The sequence below is a fragment of the Nonomuraea sp. NPDC048892 genome, from assembly GCF_040649735.1.
Taxonomy (GTDB): Bacteria; Actinomycetota; Actinomycetes; order Streptosporangiales; family Streptosporangiaceae; genus Nonomuraea; species Nonomuraea maheshkhaliensis.
On sequence record NZ_JBEZFZ010000019.1, the window covers coordinates 135083 to 154000 of the forward strand.

Here is an 18918-nt window from a genome sequence, read left to right on the forward strand (position 1 = left end):
TGTGGACGATGGCACCGTACGCGGCGATCGTGCACGTCAGGACTGTGATCCAAGTCGCGTCCGCGTGTGTGGCGCGCCGCCACCAGCACCACCCAGAAGGCGATGAGCGGGTACCGGCGCCTCACTGCCAGCGGCAACGCCGTCAGCGCCACGAGGAATGCGGGCGCCTCGTGGGATGGAAGCTGGACAAGCGGATGACCGAAGAGCTCTGACGGGCTCTGGGGCAGGACACGGGGAGGTGGTGGGGGGTCAGCCCGGAGCCGCAGGCTCTCGATCACTCCGGGCTGCTGTGCGGCGGCGCCGATCGCTGGATACTGCGCCGCAGCGGTCACCGCGAGGACCGTCAGGGCGATCGCGACCACCACGTCGGCGGCGAGCGCCCGGCGGGACAGTCGCGGAGCTCCGTCGCTGCTCCGCTCGGGCGTGTCCCGGGCCGAGTCGTCCTCGTTCAGCCGGCTGTACAGGTCGAGCACACACCGCCACCACGGCCGTCGTTCACTGGTCTCCACCGGCACATTGTCACGCCTGCCCCGTCCGTCCCACATCGGCCGTCGTGACGGAGCTGCAGGCTCTTCAGGACTAGGTCGCGAGGATGACCTGCCGGCCCCTCGTTCTCAAGCACTAGGTGATCTCGGCAGCACGGCCGAAGCGCACCGGCAGGAGCGGCGCCTAGCTTCGTTCCCGGCATCAGGCCGCGGTGCAGTCGCGGCCCCGGATGGCGGCCTCGACGATCGAGGCGCTGTTCATGACCATCCTTTCGAACCGCTGCTCAGGAGGACATAGCGTGACTTCCGTCCTGCAGGCCCAGGCGCTGGGCAAGAAATACGGCAGCCGCTGGGCGCTGCGCGAGTGCACCATCGACATCCCTGCCGGCCACATCGTGGGGCTGGTGGGTCCCAACGGAGCCGGCAAGTCCACCCTGCTGAAGCTGGCCGGCGGCCAGCTCGAACCGACCGCGGGCGGGATCTCCGTGCTCGGCGGCCGGCCGGGCAGCACGCCCGCGCAGCTGGCCAAGGTCGGGTTCGTCGCCCAGGACACCCCGGTCTACGCGAGCCTGACCGTTGCCGAACATCTGCGGCTGGGAGCCCGGCTCAACCCCCGCTGGGACGGGGCCATGGCGCGTGAACGCATCGCGCGGCTCGGTCTCGTCCCCGCGCATCGGGCGGGTAAGCTGTCGGGCGGCCAGCGCGCCCAGCTCACCCTCACCCTGGGCCTGGCCAAACGCCCCGACCTGCTGATCCTCGACGAGCCCGCGGCCGCCCTCGACCCGCTGGCCCGTCACGAGTTCCTGCAGCACCTGATGGAGGCCGCCGCCGAGCGCAAGCTGAGCGTGGTGCTCTCCTCCCACCTGGTCTCCGACCTGGAACGGGCCTGCGACTACCTGGTCGTGCTGGTCGACTCCCGCGTCCAGATCGCCGGCAGGACCGACCATCTGCTGGCCACCCATTACCGGCTCACCGGCCCGCGCTGCGATCCCGGCAGGCTGCCCGCCGGCCAGTACGTGGTCTCGGCCCGGCACACCGACCGGCAGAGCGCGTTCGTGGTCCGTGCCGGTGACCCGATGCACGACCCCGCCTGGACGGTCAGCCGGATCAGTCTGGAAGATCTCGTGCTGGCCTACATGGACCGGCGCACCGCTGAGCACCGGCGGGTCACTCAAGAGGTGCAGGGATGATCTGGCTGACCTGGCGCCAGTTCCGCGGCTCGGCCGCGATGACGGCCGCCGTACTCCTCGTCCTCGGTATCACGCTGGCCGTGACCGGCCCGGGTCTGGCCTCCCGTTACGCCGCCGGGATCGCCGACTGCACCCCGAACGACACCTGCACCGACTTCTTCGACCGGTTCTTCGGCGAGTACCAGATCCCCTTCCTGGCCCTCACCCTCGTCGTGCTGATCCTGCCGGCGCTGGCCGGGCTGTTCTGGGGTGCTCCGCTGGTCACCCGTGAGCTGGAGGCGGGCACGCACCTGCTGGTGTGGAATCAGAGCATCACTCGGGCCCGCTGGCTGGCGGTCAAGCTCGGGCTCATCGGCCTGGCCGCCATGGCCTCCGCCGGGGTGTGCGCTCTTGCGGTGACCTGGTGGTCCGACCCCCTGGACAAGTCAGCCGTTCCGGAAATGGCGCGCATGGCTCCTGTGGTGTTCGGCGCGCGTGGCATCACGCCGATGGGGTACGCGGTCTTCGCCTTCGTCCTGGGCGTGACCCTGGGCGTGCTGGTGCGCCGCACCCTGCCCGCCATGGCTGTCACCCTGGTCGCCTTCGCCGCGATTCAGCTCGCCATGCCGCTGCTGGTCCGGCCCCACCTGATGCCGCCGGTCACGTCGACATTCGAGCTCGGCCGGACGAACGTGGAAGGCATCGTGCCGCAAGGCCGGCAGGGCGGAGCCATGCAAGTCTTCCTGAGTACGTCGGCGGTGCCTGGTCACGCGGGAGCCTGGGTCCTGTCCAGCGACCTGGTCGATCCGTCCGGACGCGTCGTCGGCGGCGATCGAGCCTCGGGGCCGTCCTCGACGATCGCGCGGTCCGTCCCGGTCTCCACGACGTCGGGACCCTGCGCGCCCAGGGCAGGACTGGGCGCCGACGCGTGTACAGCCGAGATCAACCGGCTCGGCTACCGGCAGCAGGCGACCTACCAGCCTCTGGAGCGGTTCTGGCCCTTCCAAGGGATCGAGACCGGAACCTACGCCCTGCTCACGCTCGCCCTCACCTGGCTCTGCTTCCGGCGGATACGGACAGGCCTGTCATGACCGCCTTCACGGCAGGCGTCAGGACCGCGACCGCCGCCCTCGCCCTCCTCCTGACGTCCCTGCTGATGACGGCCTGCACCGCGCCGGCGCCGCCGCGCGGCGAGACGAGCACGGCGGCCGGTACGGTCTGCGCGCCGCCCCAGGGCGCCCCCGGCAAGGAGAGCGCCACCACGATCGACGTCATCGAGCAGGCGTACTCCTGCATCCTCGGCAACTACCACAGCGGCGCCACACTGGACGCCCGCTCCCTGCTGGCCGCCGGGTTCGCCGCCCTGACCCAGGAGCTCAACCGCAACGGACGCGACCTGCCCGAGGCGGCTGTGCCGGCGCTGAACGGCGACCGCAAAGCCGACTGGGCCGCCTTCGAAACCGTCTACCGGAAGATCACTGATCAGGTGCCCGACCTGCGCGACAAGCTCGCCGTCGCCACCCTCGGAGCGATCGTGGCCGCCCTCGATCACCACGCCTCCTGGGCGCACGATGTCAAGCAGCCGCCGGACTACTATGACGGCGACGGCTACGGCCTGGGTTTCGAGGCGAACGTCAACGCTTCGCAGGCGGACGGCAACCTCGACGCCGCCGTACCGCCGCTGTTCGTCACCTCCGTCCAGGGCGGCGCGGCGCAGGCCGCCGGGCTGCGCCCCGGCGACGTCATCGAATCGATCAACGGTTCGGCGCCCTTCATCGACCACAAGGCCACCCCCGCGATCGCCGCCCTCTACCCGCAGTACCCCCAGGCGCGCCCGGTCCGGCTGCGTCTCCTGCGGCAGGGCAGCGGCCGCCGCTGGAGCGTGACGCTCAAGCCCGGCCTCTACCAGCGGGATCTGGCCGCCCTGCAGGTGGTGCGGTCGAAGCTGATGGACGACGGCATCGCCTACGTACGGGTGACCGGCTTCGTGCCCGACTCCGCGGACCGGATCCTGCGAGCGATCTCCCGGCTGCGCAAGGGCCGGACACTGTCCGGCGTCGTGCTCGACCTGCGCGGCGGCAGCAGTAGCGGCGGCGGCTCCACGGAAGCGACCCGGCTGCTGAGCGCGTTCGCCCGCGGCAAGGTCACCGCCTATCACTGCACCGCCGACGACACCTGCCAGAGCCTGCGCACCGACGACACCGTCGTACTGCTCGGCTTGCCGCTGGTGGTGCTCACCGACCGCGGCTGCGCCTCGGCGTGCGAGCACTTCGCCTCCGCGGTCAAGGACCTGAGGGCCGGCCTGCTGGTCGGCACACGAACTGCTGGCATGATCTCCGGGCCGGCGCAGCCGTACCTGCTCGCCAACAACACCATCCTGAGCCTTCCTGACAAACACCACCTGGGCCCGAACCGTGAGGTCATCGACCGGATCGGCGTGCCGCCCGACCACCACGTGCCCCTGACCTCCGCAGACGCGGCCGCCGGGCGCGACCCCGCCCTGGCCAAGGCCCTGACCCTGCTGCACAAGTGAAGGGATCTTCCGATGAGACACCTCTTGGCAGTCGCCGCGGGGCTGGCCCTCCTCGCCGCGTCCGCCTGCTCCGCGCCCACCCCGCCCAGGGCCGCTGCCGTGTCACCCACGCCGGCCGGCCCTGCCACCCTGCCCGCCCCCACCGGCCCCCACCTGGTCGGCACCACCGTCCTCTACCTCAAGGACACCTCCCGCCCCGACCCCTGGAACCTCGACGCCAAAGCCAGAGAGCTCAAGGTCACCCTGTGGTACCCGGCCAAGCAGGGCGACGGGCAGCGCGCTCCGTATATGACGCCCAAGGAATCCGAGCTCCTCTTGAGAGGCACCGGAATCGCGAGTGCGCCGTACGACACGCTGAGCAAGACCCGGACGAACGCCATCAAAGACGCCGAGCCCGCAGGCAAGACACTACCGCTGGTGGTGCTCTCTCCCGGCTTCACCAAGCCGATGAGCACTCTCACCTCGCTGGCCGAGGATCTGGCCGGCCGCGGCTACGTCGTGGCCGGCATCGACCACACCTACGAAAGCTACGCCACCACCTTTCCCGACGGGCGCATCGCCGAATGCCTCGCCTGCGACAGCAACTCCGATCCTGGCTTCGGCGCCGGACTAGTTCAGGGCCGGGCCGCCGACGTCTCGTTCGTGCTCGACCAGCTGCCCTCGAAGTGGGACGGTTCCAGCCGGATCGACCGTTCCCGCATCGCCATGGCCGGCCAGTCGATCGGCGGGTCCAGCGCCATGGCGACCATGCTCGAAGACCCCCGCGTGCGGGCCGGAATCGACATCGACGGCACCACCTACGCCCGGATCCCCAAGAGCGGCTTCTCCCGGCCGTTCATGTTCCTGGGCTCGGCGCGGCACATCTCCGGAGGCTCCGCCCCCACGTGGGACCGCGACTGGAAACTGCTCACCGGCTGGAAACGCTGGATCGTACTGTCGGGCACCGAACATCAGTCCTTCACTGACACCCCGCTGCTGGCGGACGCCCTCGGCATCACACCTACCGCTGGCGTCCTGCCAGCGGCGCGCGCCGCCGAGCTCACCCGCACCTACGTGGCGGCCTTCCTCGACCAGCACCTGAAGTTCCAGCGGCAGTCCCTGCTGGACAAACCGTCCTCGCGCTACCCCGAGGCCAAGTTCTGCCCCGCCACCTGCGCTCCATCCTGAGGCCCAGCCGTCCCTGAAGCCCTCAGGGGATCCTGAAGACGCCGAATGCCTGCCTGGCCCGGGTGCACCGCGCCGAGCGCGAGCCTCTGGAGTTGTTGCAGGTCTTCGTGGAGCGGGGTCTCGAATGGTGGAGAAGTGCCTCCACCAACCACGAGAACCGGCTCAGTTCAGATCTTCGGTGATCGTCCAGCCCCGGCTACCGCCGATCTCGGCGATCCGCTGGCACCAGCCGGGGTGCCGTATCGGGCCCATGGCAGGCGTCTCCTTGCCGACTGTTCCCTATGAGCTGGTCCTCCCGAGGCCGATCGCGGGCAGGATGGCCTGCTCGACGATGGCCGCCAGGTCGTCGTCGCTGGGTGGGACAGCGGCGTCGATCATACGCTTGGTCACCAGGGCCTCGCCGATGTCGGCCACGACCGGGGTGAGCAGTTCGATGGGGAAGTGGCCGCGTTCGGCGTAGTGCCGAAGGACGGTGCTGGTGAACGTGCCGCCGCGCTCGGCGAAGACCCGCTCGAACAGGGCCTGTGAGATCTGCGGTGTGCGCTGCGGGTCGGTGAGGATGGCCGCGACGGCGCGGCCGGCCGGGCTGAGCATCCAGTCCACCATGAGCCGCAGGGCGCGGATCAGGTCGCCGCGCAGGTCGTCGGCGCCCGGCGTGGGCTCCTCGACCGGATGCAGGTGGTGGAGCGCGTCGAGCAGCACCTCGACGGGGTCGGACCAGCGGCGGTAGAGCGTGGTACGCGGGGTCGCCGCCCGCTTGCCGATGCCGTCCATGGTCAGCCGCGCCACCCCGACCTCCGCCACCTCTTCCAGGACCGCCTTGTGGATGGCGCTGATGAGCTCCTCGCCACGCCGCCGGGTCCGCGCGTTGTGATCGCCCATCCTCACTCCCGCTTGCTTAAGTACACGGCTGTAGCTTACCGTGGGGCTTATTAGCTACAGTTCATGTATCTAATTTCCTCAGGAGAGTCATGTCCTTAGCCCCACCTGCCCCTGTCCACTCCGGGGGCGCCGTGCCGCTCACTCATCGCGCGCTCGCCCCCGACCTCGCGCGCGGCCTCATGCTGCTGCTCATCGCCGTCGCCCACGCGCACATGTACCTGTCCGGCCACCAGACCGGCTTCCGCGGCTACGCCCTCGACGGCGGCCTCGTCGACCGGCTGGTCGCAGGGCTCCAGATCCTGCTGGTGGACGGGCGGGCCCTCCCCATGTTCGCCGCCCTGTTCGGCTACGGCCTCGCCCAACTGGCCAACCGACAGCTCGCCGCGGGCAAGAGCTGGCCGGAGACGCGGCGGGTGCTGCGGCGCCGGAGCCTGTGGCTGCTGGCGTTCGGGTTCTGCCACGCGCTGCTGCTGTTCTTCGGCGACATCCTGGGCGCGTACGGGCTGGTGGGGCTCGTCCTCATCGGGTTCGTCCGGCGCCAGGAGCGGGCCCTGCTGTGGGCCGCCGGCGTCGGGCTGGCCCTGCACGTCGTCATACTCGCCGCGTTCGGCCTGCTCACCGTCTCCGCTCCCAAGGGCGACACGCCCGCGGCCATGGCCGACCCGATGGAGGCGCTGGTGATGAGGCTGATCGGCTGGTCGGGGATGACGCCCACCTACTTCGCGGTGAGCGTCGTGTCGGCGTTCCTGCTCGGCATCTGGGCGGCCCGCCGGCGGCTGCTCGAGGAGCCGGCCGCCCATCGGCCGCTGCTCTCCCGGGTCGCGATCGTGGGTGTAGGCGTGGCGGTCGTCGGCGGGCTGCCGTTGATGCTCGTGGACACGCGGGTCTGGGCGCCCTCGATGGCGGTCTCCGTGGCCGCGTACGTGCTGCACAGCCTGACCGGCATTGTCGGCGGCCTCGGGTACGCGGCGATCGTCGGGCTCGCCGTGAGCCGGATGCGGCACGGGGCGCCAGGCCCGGTGGTCGCCGCCCTGGCCGCGTGCGGGCAGTGGTCGCTGACCTGCTACCTGCTGCAGTCGGTGATCTTCGTGGCGGTGTTCGCGCCGTACGCGGGCGGTCTCGGCGCCAAGGCGGGGGACGCCGCCGCCTCGGGGATCGCCGTGGCCGCCTGGTTGACCACCGTGGTGCTGGCCGCGGCCTTCCGCGGACGGCGGGGACCGGCCGAGACCGCGCTGCGCCGACTGACGTACGGCTCATAAGCTCGCACGCGCGGTGACCGGCGGACCGCCGAGGTCCTCAAGGGGTGACCATCAGCCCGGCTACGCTGAGCTAATGGTCTTCCGGCGATTCCTGGGCTTCGCCGACGAAGACCTGCTGCTGGCCGGTCGGCCGCGCCTCAGGTAGCCGCCCTCGATGACGAAGTCCTCACGCCCGCGCAGCTCCGTCTCCGACAGGTCGCGGTAGTAGTCCCGACGCGCCATCGGGCCGCGACAAATAGCGATCCCAAAATCACGTCATCCAGCGATCCAAGTCACATTTCGGTGATCGGCTGCGGGCGTGACGAAGGGCGTCCATGGCCGGTGTGTGAAGACAGACTTGGACGCCCTTCTGACCGCACTCTATGTCTATCTGGACGATCACGTGATGCCTTCGCGGGGAGGGCCTCGCGGGCGGGGCCGGCCCCCGGTGCTGACCTCGGCCGAGGCGGTGGTCGTGGCGATGGCCCAGGTACTGCTGCGTTGTGATCAGGAGCGCTACTGGCTGCGGATCGCGGCGGCCCGGATCGGTCATCTGTTCCCGCGGTTCCCCTCCCAGGCCGTCTGCAACCGGCAGTTGCGCGAGCTGGGCCCGCAGATGTCGGCGGCGGCCTTGTGGATCGCCCGCCAGGTCCCCACCTGGCACGAACCGCTGCGGCTGATGGACGGCACTCCGGTCCGGTGCGGCGCCTCGCGGGTGACGGTCAACCGGTCGAGCCTGGGCGAGATCGCCGGTTACGGCATGGACCAGTCCCACCACGCCTTCTACTGGGGCGCCAAGCTGATGCTGATCACCACGGGAGAGCACGCGGATCCGCCAGCAGCAGCTGCTGATCGTCACCAGGTTCCTGCTGGCCGTGCGACTCGCCGATCGCCATGAGCCGATGGTGCTCGAAGGCCGCGAGCACCACCTGGGTGAGGTCCCGCGCGGCCACGCCGGTCCTGCTCGTCGAGTTGCCCATGGCTCTGACCGTCGAGCTGGTCGTCAGCAGTCCACCGGCCACCGTACCGGCACCGGTGGCGGCGAGGAACCTACGCCGCGTCAACCGTCAGGGGAATGTGGCTCGTGCTTCCGGGATGGTTGTACGGCACCGCCGGTGGCGGCCGAATGTCAGCCGCTCGCCGGGATCAACCCGGGCCTGCCGGGCCGGTAGCACGGTCAGGCTGGTGGAGAAGCGTCCGCGGCGCGCCTGCGGGCCACCAGTTGAGCGGGCCGGCCAGGCGCATGAGGCTCGGCACCAGCACGGCCCTGATGACGGTGGCGTCCACCAGCACGGCCACGGCCATGCCCACGCCCAGCATCTGCACGAACGTCACCCGCGCCGGGGCGTAGGCGGCGAACGTGAGCGCCAGGATCCCGCCCGCCGCTGTGATCAGCGGCGCGCCCCGCTGCAGGCCGGCGGCCACGGCCCGCTCGGTGTCGCCGGTCCTGTCGTACTCCTCCTTGATGCGTGACAGCAGGAACACCTCGTAGTCCATCGACAGCCCGTAGGCCACGCAGAGCATGAGAATCGGGATGCTTGGGTCGAGGGTCCCGGTCGGGGTGAAGCCGAGCAGGCCAGACAGGTTACCGTCTTGGAAGACCCAGACGATCGCGCCGAACATGACGCCGAGACTGAGGACGTTCAGCAGCGTCGCCTTGAGCGGGATGATGAGGCTGCGTGTCATGAGGAACAGGACGGCGAACGTCACGCCGAGCATGAGCGCCAGCACCAGCGGGAGCCGGTCCACGACCGAGGCCCGGTAGTCCGACAGCTCGGCCGGGTAACCCCCGACCAGTACCTCGAAGGGCGGCTCGATGGAGCGGACGGCCGCCACCAGGCGTACCGGGTCGTCGGCCAGGGCGGCGGCCGAGGGCACTGCCGACAACCAGGTTCCCTGTTCGGTCGCGGTGGTGCCGCGGAAGCGGATCGGGTCGCCGTCGCCCACGCGGCGTCCCCCGGCGAAGGAGCCGGCGGCAGAGTCGACCTGGGCGATGCCCGGCAGCCGGGACAGCGACTCCGCGTACGCGGATATGTCGCCCGCCGCCGGACCTGTCGAGATGATCTGGATGGCGTCGGTCTCCTCGGCCGGGAACGACTGGCGGATGACCTCCTGCGTCTGCCGGGAGGCGGCCTCCGGCGGCAGGATGCGGTCGTCGGCGACGCCGAAGCGCAGCCCGAGGAAGGGTGAGGCGAGCAGGAGCAGCACCGCCGTCGCCAGGCCCCCGAAGACCAGCGGGCGGCGCATCACGCGCACGGCCAGCCCGTGCCAGAACCCCGACTCTCCGGGCTCGGATCGCGTGGACTTGGGCAGCAGCGTGCCGCCGATCGTGGCGAGCACGGCGGGCAGCACGAGCACCGCCGCCACCAGGCCGCCGATCACCACGGCGATGCCCGCGTAGGCGAACGAGCGCAGGAAGTCGAAGGGCAGCGCGAACAGAACGGCCAGCGACATGGCCACGGTGAGGCCGCTGAACAGCACGGTACGGCCCGCGTGCTCGACCGCCCCCGCGATCGCGCTCGCCCGGTCCCGCCCGTCGCGGATCTCCTCGCGGAAGCGCTGGATGACGAACAGGCAGTAGTCGATGCCGAGCCCCAGGCCCATGGCCAGGGTCAGATTCAGGGCGAAGGTGGAGATCTCCGTCCAGAGCAGGACGCCACCCAGCAGCGCCAGCCCGGTCACCATGGCGAACACCCCAGCCAGGATCGGCACAAGAGCCGCCATCGCGCGCCGCTGGTAGAGCCAGAGCAGCACGAACGCCACCGGGAAGATCACCAGCTCCGCCCGGACGAAGTCCTGCCTGGCCAGCGGCACGGTCTCGCGGAAGACCTCCTCGCCGCCCCCGGCACGGACCTGGAGCAGGTCGTCACCGGCGGTGATCCGCGGCACCAGGACGGGCAGCACCCGGGAGCGCACGTGATCGGCGTCGCCGGGGACGCGCACCACGATCAGCGCGTGCCGGCCGTCCGTACTGCGCATGGTCGCGGGCTTGCCGCGGGTCCAGTACGAGGCGGCCTCGGCGACGCCGTCCTCGCGGCCGACCCTGGCGGTCAGTTCGCGACCCGCCGCCGCCACGGCCGGGTCGTCCACGGTGCCCTGCCTCGCGGTGACCAAAAAGATCATGTCCGGGCTGCCGGTGCCGAATCGCCCGGCCAGCTCGGCCTGCGCCCGGTCGGACTCCGAACCGGGCGCCTCGAACCTGGCCAGCGACAACCCCGACGCCGCGCCGGCCGCCAGCACGCCCGCGGCGATCAGCCCGGCCAGCGCCAGTGCCAGCACCAGCCGGCGACGGCGGACGAGCAGGAACCCGAGCCTGCGCAGCGGCGGCCCCACCGTCATTTCCCCGGAGTGCCTGGCCGGGGCGCCGACGGCCGTCACGGGCGCAGTCCCAGGACGTCGAGGAGGCGCTCGAAGCTCTCCTGATCGTGCTCGCGCCACCACCAGCGGGAGTGGATGTCGGTGCCGAAGCTGCCGCAGCCCGTGACGAGCACGGTTCTCATGGGGTCTCCCGGGGAAACTCGGTAAACTGCTCGTGTTTCTCTGCCGAGCCTAGAAATACAAGTAAATGCTCGCATTTGTCAACGAGGAGGTCGGCCATGCCTGAACGCTCAGTTCGTCGGCAGGCGCGCGGCCTGAAGCGCATGGCCGAGATCCTCGACGCCGCCGAACTGGTGGTCGCCGAAGTGGGTTACCTGGAGCTGACGACGAACCAGGTGGCCGCGCGGGCCGGGATCTCGCCCGGGTCGCTGTATCAGTTCTTCCGCAACAAGGAGGAGATCCTCGACGGGCTGGTGACGCGCTACACCGATGACCGGCAGGAGTTCTGGGCCGCCCAGCTCGCCGCCGTCAGTCCGGATGTGCCGCTGGAGACGCTGGTGGAGCGGCTGGTGGATGAGAGTGTGGCGTTCAAGACGGCCTCGCCCGCGTACTGGTCGCTGCTGTACGGCACTGCCACCGGCGATCGGCTGGCGGCGGCCTCGCAGCAGTTGCACGAGGCCATCGCGGGGCACATCGCGGCCATGTTGCGCCGTCGCACTCCCGGGCTGCCGGAGGAGCGGGCGCTGCTCACCGGGACGATGGCGCTGGCCATGGTGAAGGCGGTGATGCCGATGATCACCACGGCCACGCAGGAACGGGCGGCGGAACTGGTGGCCGAGCTGCGACTGATGCTGGTGCGGTACCTGAGCTGAGCGCGCCGCCAGGTGCCAGGGGACAATCGGGCAAGCCTTTCCGGCGGCGTCCGTGCGCCCGCTCGACCGGTGAACGCCATGAGCGCGCGACGCGCTCGGGTTCCGGCTGGGGATCGGGCGTCGGCGGGGCCGGGCGCGGGAGGGGCCAGCGGGCGGGGCAGCCACCAGTCGCGGTGCCCGAGCAGCCTCATCAGGGCGTGATGGGTGCGCCCGCCGAAATTACATCCGTGCAGGTCAAGCGGCATGTGCGTACTCGTGAAGGACGCCGCCGAGCCGGTCTCGTCGGCGTATGTGCAGGTCACTGATTCGCCCCGGGTCCGTGATCGGGTCCGGGGCAGGACGCAGCGGGGCGGCTTGGTCCAGGGCGAAATGATGGGCCGGGCATGCAGCGGATAGTAGATCCGCTCATCAGCCCACAGCGTGCTCACCGTGACGATGCCGTTGTCGGTCTTGCCCAGGCGGCCCAGCCACTGGCGGCCCACATGCGCGGTGGCCTTCCCATCGTTGCGGTCCCCGCTGTCATCGATCACCAACACCCCATCCGGATGGGACGCGGTCGCCGCCTCGGCCGGCAATAACTCCACCCGCCGGGCATTGAACCCGCTCGGGATCCCAGCACGACTCCGACAGGAAATACTGCCCCCGCTGCGCCGCCGCGCTCTTGGACCCGGCCACCGGTTCAGCCCCGGCCAGCGCCGCGGCCGTCTTGTTCCGCTTCCGCGGCGCCGGCAACCCCGTCACATACTCCCGGACCCCGCGCCGCTGCCCCAGATGAGTGAACAGATCATCAAACCTGGTCGCCTACCCCTCCAGCGCCCCTGGCGCGGGCGGAGCAGGTTTGGGCTTGGTCATCGCCTGGCTCCCTTCTCGGGAGCCCCCGCGACACCATCCCCGCCCAGCCAGAATCTTGATCTAACGGACTATCGGTAGCAGCCGACGACTCATTCGCGCGGCGCGTGTTGCCGCAGGAACGTCCGCACCACGGCTTGTGACTGGTCCGCCCTGGGGCTGAGCCAGAAGCCCAGGTGATCCTCATTCTCCATCCAGTAATGTTGCGCGCCGGGTATCCGCTCGGCCGCGTATTCTCCATGGTCGAAGGACACATCGCCGTCCTGCCTTCCGTGGATCACCAATGTCGGAGCCGTGATCCGCTCCAGAGGAGAACCGCCGCGCCGGGCTTGCGCCGCGTCGTTGTCGGTGCCCGGCCAGCGCTCCTCGTAGGGAAATGTCGTTTCGAACATCGCCTCGAAGAGCGTCCGCACGCGTGGCGTGTTCATGATGTACGAGAGCCGCCCGGCCCGCTGTTCCTCGTTGAAGGTGCTGGTCTCGTCCAACGTCGCCGAGACCACGGTCTCGAACGAGAGCATCGCCGTCAGCCGGGTGAGCTTCTGCCCGACGGTGTTCAGGAACGTTCTCCGCAGTGACGAGCTCGGCTTACCGGGGGGCTGCTGTTTGCTCACTCCGCCGATGGAGACCATCCCCCAGATCCGATCCGGATGGCGTGCGGCGAAGGTGTAGCCCACCGGGCTCCCGGCCGAGACCGCGAGGACTCCGACCCGGTCGATGCCGAGCTCATCCAGCAGCGCGGCGAGCAGGTCGGCCTGCTCCTCGTTGGTCCGGCCGCTCTCCAAGGGCGTGCCGAGGTAACCGGGCCGCGAAGGACTCAGGATGCGGAACCCGTCCTGCTGCAGCCAGCCGGCGAACAGTCGTCCCTGGTCGGCTCCGCCGAGCCCGGCGTGAACAGACAGCAGCACCGGACCTTCCGTACCGTACAGGTCGTACTCGATCGGGCCACGCCGCGTCTGGGCCGTCCGCAGGTCGATCTGGACACCGGGGAAGAGCTCCCGGCGCGGGCCGGTGTCGATGCTGCCGTCCCAAAGAAGCAGCCCGGCGACTACCGCGGCCGGGATCCCGACCAGGACAGCGAGCACCACTCTGAAGATCTTGATGACTCTTCGCTTGGGCACCGCTGCGACACCCTTCGGTATCTGGCCTGAAGTCACGGCAGCGTCTCGATGGCGGCCTGGCGCGTTGCCTGGACGAACCTCAATGGGGTCCTCATAACCCGCAATGGTCGTCCAGCCGCTGGTGCGGGTCATCCCACAGGTGGAGTCTTCTGCCACTACCACACCGGGATCAACGACTGACCGAGCTACAACGCTGGGAGCAGCCCGCCAGTACGGTGGTGAGAGCACTGACCACCCATGACCGGCTCTGCGAATTCAACCTGTGTACCTAAGTTTTGGAAGATCAGCCCACGTTACCTCAGCGGCTGGTGCTCACTTAGAATGCCTCTGTTAGATCCTGCGCTATTACAACCGTGGCCGTCGCCACCGAGGACGAGCAACGTCGGTGGCAAGCGCGGCATCGTCACCGACACGCTCGGCATCATCTTCGCCGTGGCCGTCGCCGCCGCAGGCCTGTCCGACAACGTGATCGGCAAAGGGCTCCTCGACCAAACCAAAAGCGCCTACCCGACGATATCCAAAACCTGGGTCGACACCGGCTTCAAGAACGCCTCAATCGAACACGGCGCCACGTTAGGCATCGACGTCGAAGTCGTCTCCAGAAAAGCCGAAACCCGCGGATTCCACGTCGTCAAACGCCGCTGGGTCGTCGAACGCAGCTTGGGCTGGCTCATGCTGTATCGCCGGGTAACCCGCGATTATGAAACCCTGCCCGCCAGCTCTCAAGCCATGATCCACATCGTGTCGATCAACTACCTGACAAAGCGCATAAAAGACGAAAGCACCCCAACCTGGCGCGGCACTTACTAGAACATAAGCCGCAACCTACTCAAATCAAATGCCCTCTCAAATGTGGCCTCGCGGTAGTCATGCCAAGCGGCGAGCTCCGTTCATCGAGCGCCACCCGCCGCGGGCGCGTCGCTGATGCCGTCGCCGACCAGGGCGATCGATCCGTGGCGGGTGCGCAGTTCGGTGACGGCGGAGGGCTTGTGCTCGGGCAGCATGGTCGCGGCGCGGTAGTCGTCGATGCTGACGGCGGCGGCGATGTCGGCCGCGACTTGGGGTTTGTCGGCGGACAGGAGCATGACGGTCTTGCCCTGGGCCTGCAGCCGGATCGGTTGTCGCGGAACCATGTGTCGGCGAGACGTCGAGACCTTCAAGGCCGCTACTCGTCGATCCAGCCGTTCTCAACTGCCCACTCGTGCGTCATGGCTTCGGCCGCGGGCAGCGTGAGGAACGAAACGGCATACAGAACAACGAGGAGCCCGATCGGAACGGCCCACGCGCGAGGACGGGTTTCCGGCGGACCGGCCCCATCTTGTCCAGCGTCGGCAGGGCGGTCCCGACGTAGCCGCGTCGCCGGGAGCCGACGGTCGGCAGGCCTCAGTACCCACGACGCGATGGCGCACACCCCGAACATCAGTGGCACCCCCCACGCCTGAAGACCGTCGCCGAGTATCAGATGCGACGCCACGGCACTCGACCACAGGAAAAAGGCGCCCACGTAGGCCCATTCCTTGATCAGCCGGAGCTCGGGCGCGATGATCGCGACGGCCGCCCCGACCTGCCACACGCCGAGAATGTAGACGAAGTAGCGCGGGTATCCCAGGTGGCGCATCTGGACTTCCATCCATTCGATCGGTACAAGATTCCACACCGATCCAGCAGCCAACTCGAAGACGATGATAAACGTGGTGGCCCAAAAGGCGATGGGGCGGATTCGGCTCAAGTTCCAGCCGCTTCGTGCGACGGTGGCCGCCTTATCATTGGTGCGCTGGAATATTTTTGGCATGTTAATGAGTCTCCTTACAGGGGTTGTGCACAACTTCGGTTCGAAGTCGCGGCCTCGCTGTGGTTCCCGGGGAAGTTTCCAACGGATTCGCCTCACCGGTACGGCGCGGGCATGGCGCCTGGGCGGCTCGTGGAAGCACCGCGCCGACACGCTGATGCCGCGGGCGTGGGCCAGTTCGCCGGCGCTGGATTCGGTGCTTTCATGCCGGTCAGATCGTCTCGAAGTTGGCCATCATGCCCATGTCCTCGTGCTCGAGGTTGTGGCAGTGGAACATGTAGCGTCCGCGGTAGCCGTCGAACCGGGTGATCACCTCCACCGCCTCGCCGGGGCGCAGATCGACGGTGTCCTTGCGGCCGGCGTCGTATGGGCCGGGCGCGCGGCCACCGCGGGAGAGCACGCGGAAGTTCACCAGGTGCAGGTGGATCGGATGGTGCAGGTCCACCACGAAGCGCCAGATCTCCACGTCGCCGAGCCGGGGCCGGGCGTCGATTCGGGACGGCGCGTACGGCCGGCCGCCGATCGTCCAGCCGTGCCGGTCACCGAGGCGCCCGCCGCGGAAGGAGAAGTCCCGGGTCACGGTCGCTTGCGCGCGGTCGAGTGGTTCGATTTCGCTGAGCCGGTCCGGGATGTGGCTGTCCTCTTTGTCGCGCCGGGCGACGCGGAACCGCATCACTTGGGCAGTCGATCCGGTGCCGAGCCGGTTGATCAGGGTGACCTCGGAGCCGACCGGGTAGCGGCCGAAGTCGACGACCAGGTCATAACGTTCGGCCGGGGCTATCGGGAGGTGGTCGTGCACGCGCGACGTGTCGAGCAGGCCCTGGTCCGAGCCGATCTGCGTGAAGGCCTGGCCACCGGGTGGCGGTGGGTCGAGCGCGAGGTCGTAGCGGCGGGCGTTGGACGCGTTGAGCACCCGCAGTCGGTGTCTGGTCGCCGACACTTCGGCCACCGGCCAGGGTGCGCCGTTCACCAGGATCACGTCACCGAGCACCCCCTCGATGTAGGAGTCCTCGACGCCGTGCACGGTGGTCAGTGACCGGTCGACGGACGGGTAGTGCATCGAGCCGTCCTCGGCGAACGCTCGGTCGGTGATCATCAGCGGCAGTTCGCGCTCGCTGTGCGGCAGCGGCAACGCGTCCTCTTCGGTGTCCCGTATGAGGTGGAATCCGGCCAGGCCGCGGTAGACGGCGGGCCCGGTGAAGTCCATCCGGTGATCGTGGTACCAGAGCGTCGATGCATGCTGCTGCAACGGGTACACGTAATCGCGCATGCCCTGAGTGACCCTCGCGTGCGGATCCTGCATGCCCGTGTGCCCGCCGTGCGAGTGCGTTGTGTGCGTGCCGCCGGCGGGCAGCACCAGGTCGGTGGTGTAGCCGTCGGACTCCGACGGGGTGCGGCCGCCGTGCAGGTGGACGACGGTCGGTACCGGGAGTTCGTTGCGGTGCCGGACGATCGCCGTCCGGCCGCTGCGGGATTCGATGGTCGGCCCGGGGAACGTGCCTTGGTAGCCCCAGATCGGCGTGCGCAGTCCGGGCAGGATCTCCACCGTGGTCTGCCGCTGGACGATCTCGTACCGGTCGGCGTCCGCGTCCCGCGCGATCGGGGCCAGCACAGCCGGAATGGGCAGCGGGACCTGGAACGGCGCGGGTAGCGGCACTTTGCTGGTGAGCAGTTCCCCGGAAGTCGCAGCGGATCCGAACAGCCGTGGCCCGGCGAGCCCGGCGGCGAACAGCGCGCCCGCCCCGCCGGTCAGGCTGAAGAACCGGCGCCGGGACAGCCTGCTCATCGCTGCCCCCTGGGCTGCTCTCCGGCTGTCCGCCAGATCCCGACCAGCATGATCGACGCGTACATGGCGAGCGCGACGCCCAGCGGGAAATGCAGGTCCAGCTCACCGGCCACTCCCGCGAAGTACTGTCCGGACTCGCCCAGGAACAGCAGCAGGCTCGCCCAGAACGGCCAGCGCGTCCCGGCTCGCCGCCAGAGCACCGCCGACAGCACGACCTGCGCCAGCCCGAAATAGGTGACCAGGTCGGCGCCGAGCGTGTGCAGCGCCAGCATGTCGTAGTCGCCGATCATGTAGCGGCCGGCGAACACCGGCTGGGCGAAGATCGCGACGGTGTGCGCCGTGACGATCCAACGCATCACGCCCAGCACCGCCCGTCCACGCAGCCGCGGCGGAGCTTTCTGAGTCTCGATTGTTGTCGCCGTCGTGGGCGTGGACATGGTGAGGTCTTCCTTCTCAATCTGTTGCTTACAACGGGGGTTCACTGCTCGCACGAGTCAGGGGAGGGTCGGACGCGGGCCGCCCTTGAGCCAGACGAGGGACCCCGGCTTGCGGGCTTCGCGACGGATTCTCGACACCGCGAAATTGGTGGTCACTTCCTTGATCGCCGCGCCCATGCGGCCGCCGACGTAGACGTTCACCGCGGTATCGTCCTTACCGGCGAGCTGTCGGATGGCCACGCGCCGGCCGAGGCTGGCACACGCTCCCGAGAAGGCCAGTCTGATCGTCGCCGGTTCGGTCCCCGCGATACGGCTCAGCACGGTGTTCGCGGCCTGCGCCCCGAGCGGCCCGGCGGCGTAGCAGCTCATCCGCAGCGGCTGGCCCGACGGTGCGGCGGAGTCGCCGGCCGCGACGACGCGGTCGTCGTCGACGCTGGTCAACGTCTCGTTGGTGAGCAACCGGCCGAGCTCGTCGGTCTGCAGCCCGCTCGCGGCCGCCAGCTGCGGCACGCCGAAACCGGCCGCCCAGATGGTCAATGCGCTCGCGCGCACCGCACCGTCGGCGAAGACGACCGCGGCCGGCCGGACCTCGGTCACCGCGACGTCCTCGAGCACCGCGGCGCCGTGCCGGGACAGCCACTTGGCCACGGCTCGGCGACCCGGTGCGCTGAAGGACGGCGCCAGGGTCCGGCCACACACCAGCGTGACCGTGCGTCCTTGTTCGGCCAGTTCAGCGGCCGTCTCGATACCGGTCAACCCACCGCCGACCACGGTGACCGGAGCATCGAGGGGCAACTCCTCCAGCCTGGCGCGCAACCGTTGCGCGGTCTCGAATTCAGCGATGTCGAACGCGAATGCGGCCGCGCCGGGCACCGATGACGGTGTCGCCCCGGTGCTGCCGACCGCGTAGATGACGTAGTCGTAGTTCAGCGCGCGGCCCGATGCCAGCTGCACTGTGCGGGCGGCGGTGTCGATGCGCGTGGCGCTGTCGACGACCAACTCGATCCCCTCGCCCAGTAGCGTGCCGTAGCCCACCGTGGCCTCGCCGGTGCCGGCCACGAACTGGTGCAGCCGGACTCGTTCGACGAACTCCGGGCGGGGATTGACCAGAGTGATGTCGATGTCGGCGCGCATCCGCAAATGGTTGGCCGCCAGTGTTCCGGCGTAGCCGCCGCCGATGACGACGACCTTGTGGGGTGTGTGGTGTTCAGACGTGGGCATGGCGAGGTCTTCCCTTCTCGATCTCAACGAGGAAGTGCGGCTTGTGACCCGATG

Annotated in this window: 17 protein-coding genes and 2 pseudogenes; 8 read left to right on the plus strand and 11 right to left on the minus strand. The window is 69.4% G+C overall.

The window, feature by feature from the left end; all coding sequences use genetic code 11:
* The first annotated feature begins 784 nt into the window (after positions 1-784).
* The 4 genes from AB0C28_RS41475 to AB0C28_RS41490 are packed head-to-tail and all read left to right on the plus strand — an operon-like array spanning position 785 to position 5354.
* On the plus strand, positions 785-1675 hold the full coding sequence (locus AB0C28_RS41475; protein WP_358080891.1) for an ABC transporter ATP-binding protein: 891 nt from the start codon (positions 785-787) through the stop codon (positions 1673-1675).
* The gene (locus AB0C28_RS41480) at positions 1672-2745 is read left to right on the plus strand and encodes an ABC transporter permease (protein WP_358080894.1); all 1074 of its coding nucleotides are present in this window, start codon (positions 1672-1674) and stop codon (positions 2743-2745) included. Before AB0C28_RS41475 ends, AB0C28_RS41480 begins: the two co-directional genes overlap by 4 nt.
* Positions 2742-4187 (plus strand): S41 family peptidase, encoded by a 1446-nt coding sequence (locus tag AB0C28_RS41485; RefSeq protein WP_358080896.1) that lies wholly within the window; start codon positions 2742-2744, stop codon positions 4185-4187. Before AB0C28_RS41480 ends, AB0C28_RS41485 begins: the two co-directional genes overlap by 4 nt.
* 12 nt (positions 4188-4199) lie before the next feature.
* Positions 4200-5354, plus strand: coding sequence for an alpha/beta hydrolase (locus AB0C28_RS41490; protein WP_358080899.1), 1155 nt, complete (start codon positions 4200-4202; stop codon positions 5352-5354).
* A gap of 279 nt (positions 5355-5633) precedes the next feature.
* Here AB0C28_RS41490 and AB0C28_RS41495 read toward each other — a convergent pair whose 3' ends face one another.
* Positions 5634-6236, minus strand: coding sequence for a TetR-like C-terminal domain-containing protein (locus tag AB0C28_RS41495; RefSeq protein WP_358080902.1), 603 nt, complete (start codon positions 6234-6236; stop codon positions 5634-5636).
* Positions 6237-6367: 131 nt separating this feature from the next.
* Here AB0C28_RS41495 and AB0C28_RS41500 point away from each other — a divergent pair, with 131 nt between their 5' ends.
* Entirely contained in the window at positions 6368-7495 is a 1128-nt protein-coding gene (locus tag AB0C28_RS41500) for a DUF418 domain-containing protein (RefSeq protein WP_358080905.1), read from the plus strand.
* A gap of 385 nt (positions 7496-7880) precedes the next feature.
* Positions 7881-8372, plus strand: a complete 492-nt coding sequence (locus AB0C28_RS41505) for a hypothetical protein (protein ID WP_358080908.1) — start codon at positions 7881-7883, stop codon at positions 8370-8372.
* Here AB0C28_RS41505 and AB0C28_RS41510 read toward each other — a convergent pair.
* From AB0C28_RS41510 to AB0C28_RS41520, 3 genes are all read right to left on the minus strand, one after another.
* The gene (locus AB0C28_RS41510; protein ID WP_357858234.1) at positions 8284-8538 is read right to left on the minus strand and encodes a twin-arginine translocation signal domain-containing protein; all 255 of its coding nucleotides are present in this window, start codon (positions 8536-8538) and stop codon (positions 8284-8286) included. The two genes, AB0C28_RS41505 and AB0C28_RS41510, sit on opposite strands and share 89 nt — an antisense overlap.
* Before the next feature lie 82 nt (positions 8539-8620).
* The gene (locus AB0C28_RS41515) at positions 8621-10852 is read right to left on the minus strand and encodes an MMPL family transporter (RefSeq protein ID WP_358080911.1); all 2232 of its coding nucleotides are present in this window, start codon (positions 10850-10852) and stop codon (positions 8621-8623) included.
* A complete protein-coding gene (locus AB0C28_RS41520; RefSeq protein ID WP_358080914.1) occupies positions 10849-10974 on the minus strand; it encodes a hypothetical protein in 126 nt (41 codons plus the stop codon). Before AB0C28_RS41520 ends, AB0C28_RS41515 begins: the two co-directional genes overlap by 4 nt.
* Before the next feature lie 96 nt (positions 10975-11070).
* Here AB0C28_RS41520 and AB0C28_RS41525 point away from each other — a divergent pair, with 96 nt between their 5' ends.
* On the plus strand, positions 11071-11664 hold the full coding sequence (locus AB0C28_RS41525; protein WP_357858225.1) for a TetR/AcrR family transcriptional regulator: 594 nt from the start codon (positions 11071-11073) through the stop codon (positions 11662-11664).
* A gap of 299 nt (positions 11665-11963) precedes the next feature.
* Here the strand turns inward: AB0C28_RS41525 and AB0C28_RS41530 are convergent.
* Both AB0C28_RS41530 and AB0C28_RS41535 read right to left on the minus strand, forming a co-directional pair.
* Positions 11964-12248: pseudogene (locus AB0C28_RS41530) on the minus strand (transposase); the annotation flags it as partial.
* Between the two features lie 357 nt (positions 12249-12605).
* Positions 12606-13763, minus strand: coding sequence for an alpha/beta hydrolase (locus AB0C28_RS41535; protein ID WP_358080917.1), 1158 nt, complete (start codon positions 13761-13763; stop codon positions 12606-12608).
* Positions 13764-14012: 249 nt separating this feature from the next.
* On the opposite strand from AB0C28_RS41535, the pseudogene AB0C28_RS41540 reads away from it, so the two are divergent.
* Positions 14013-14441, plus strand: a pseudogene (locus tag AB0C28_RS41540) (transposase); the annotation flags it as partial.
* Positions 14442-14521: 80 nt separating this feature from the next.
* Here AB0C28_RS41540 and AB0C28_RS41545 read toward each other — a convergent pair.
* From AB0C28_RS41545 to AB0C28_RS41565, 5 genes are all read right to left on the minus strand, one after another.
* Positions 14522-14764 (minus strand): hypothetical protein, encoded by a 243-nt coding sequence (locus AB0C28_RS41545; protein WP_358080920.1) that lies wholly within the window; start codon positions 14762-14764, stop codon positions 14522-14524.
* A 32-nt stretch (positions 14765-14796) separates the two neighbouring features.
* Positions 14797-15423 carry a DoxX family protein gene (locus AB0C28_RS41550; protein WP_357858216.1) on the minus strand — a complete coding sequence of 209 codons (627 nt, stop codon included), beginning with the start codon at positions 15421-15423 and terminating at the stop codon, positions 14797-14799.
* 208 nt (positions 15424-15631) lie between these two features.
* Complete coding sequence (locus tag AB0C28_RS41555; protein WP_358080923.1) at positions 15632-17206, minus strand: multicopper oxidase family protein; 1575 nt, start codon at positions 17204-17206, stop codon at positions 15632-15634.
* Entirely contained in the window at positions 17203-17562 is a 360-nt protein-coding gene (locus AB0C28_RS41560; RefSeq protein ID WP_357858209.1) for a hypothetical protein, read from the minus strand. The genes AB0C28_RS41555 and AB0C28_RS41560 overlap by 4 nt, the downstream gene beginning before the upstream one ends.
* A gap of 138 nt (positions 17563-17700) precedes the next feature.
* Complete coding sequence (locus tag AB0C28_RS41565; RefSeq protein WP_358080926.1) at positions 17701-18864, minus strand: FAD-dependent oxidoreductase; 1164 nt, start codon at positions 18862-18864, stop codon at positions 17701-17703.
* Positions 18865-18918 lie beyond the last annotated feature (54 nt).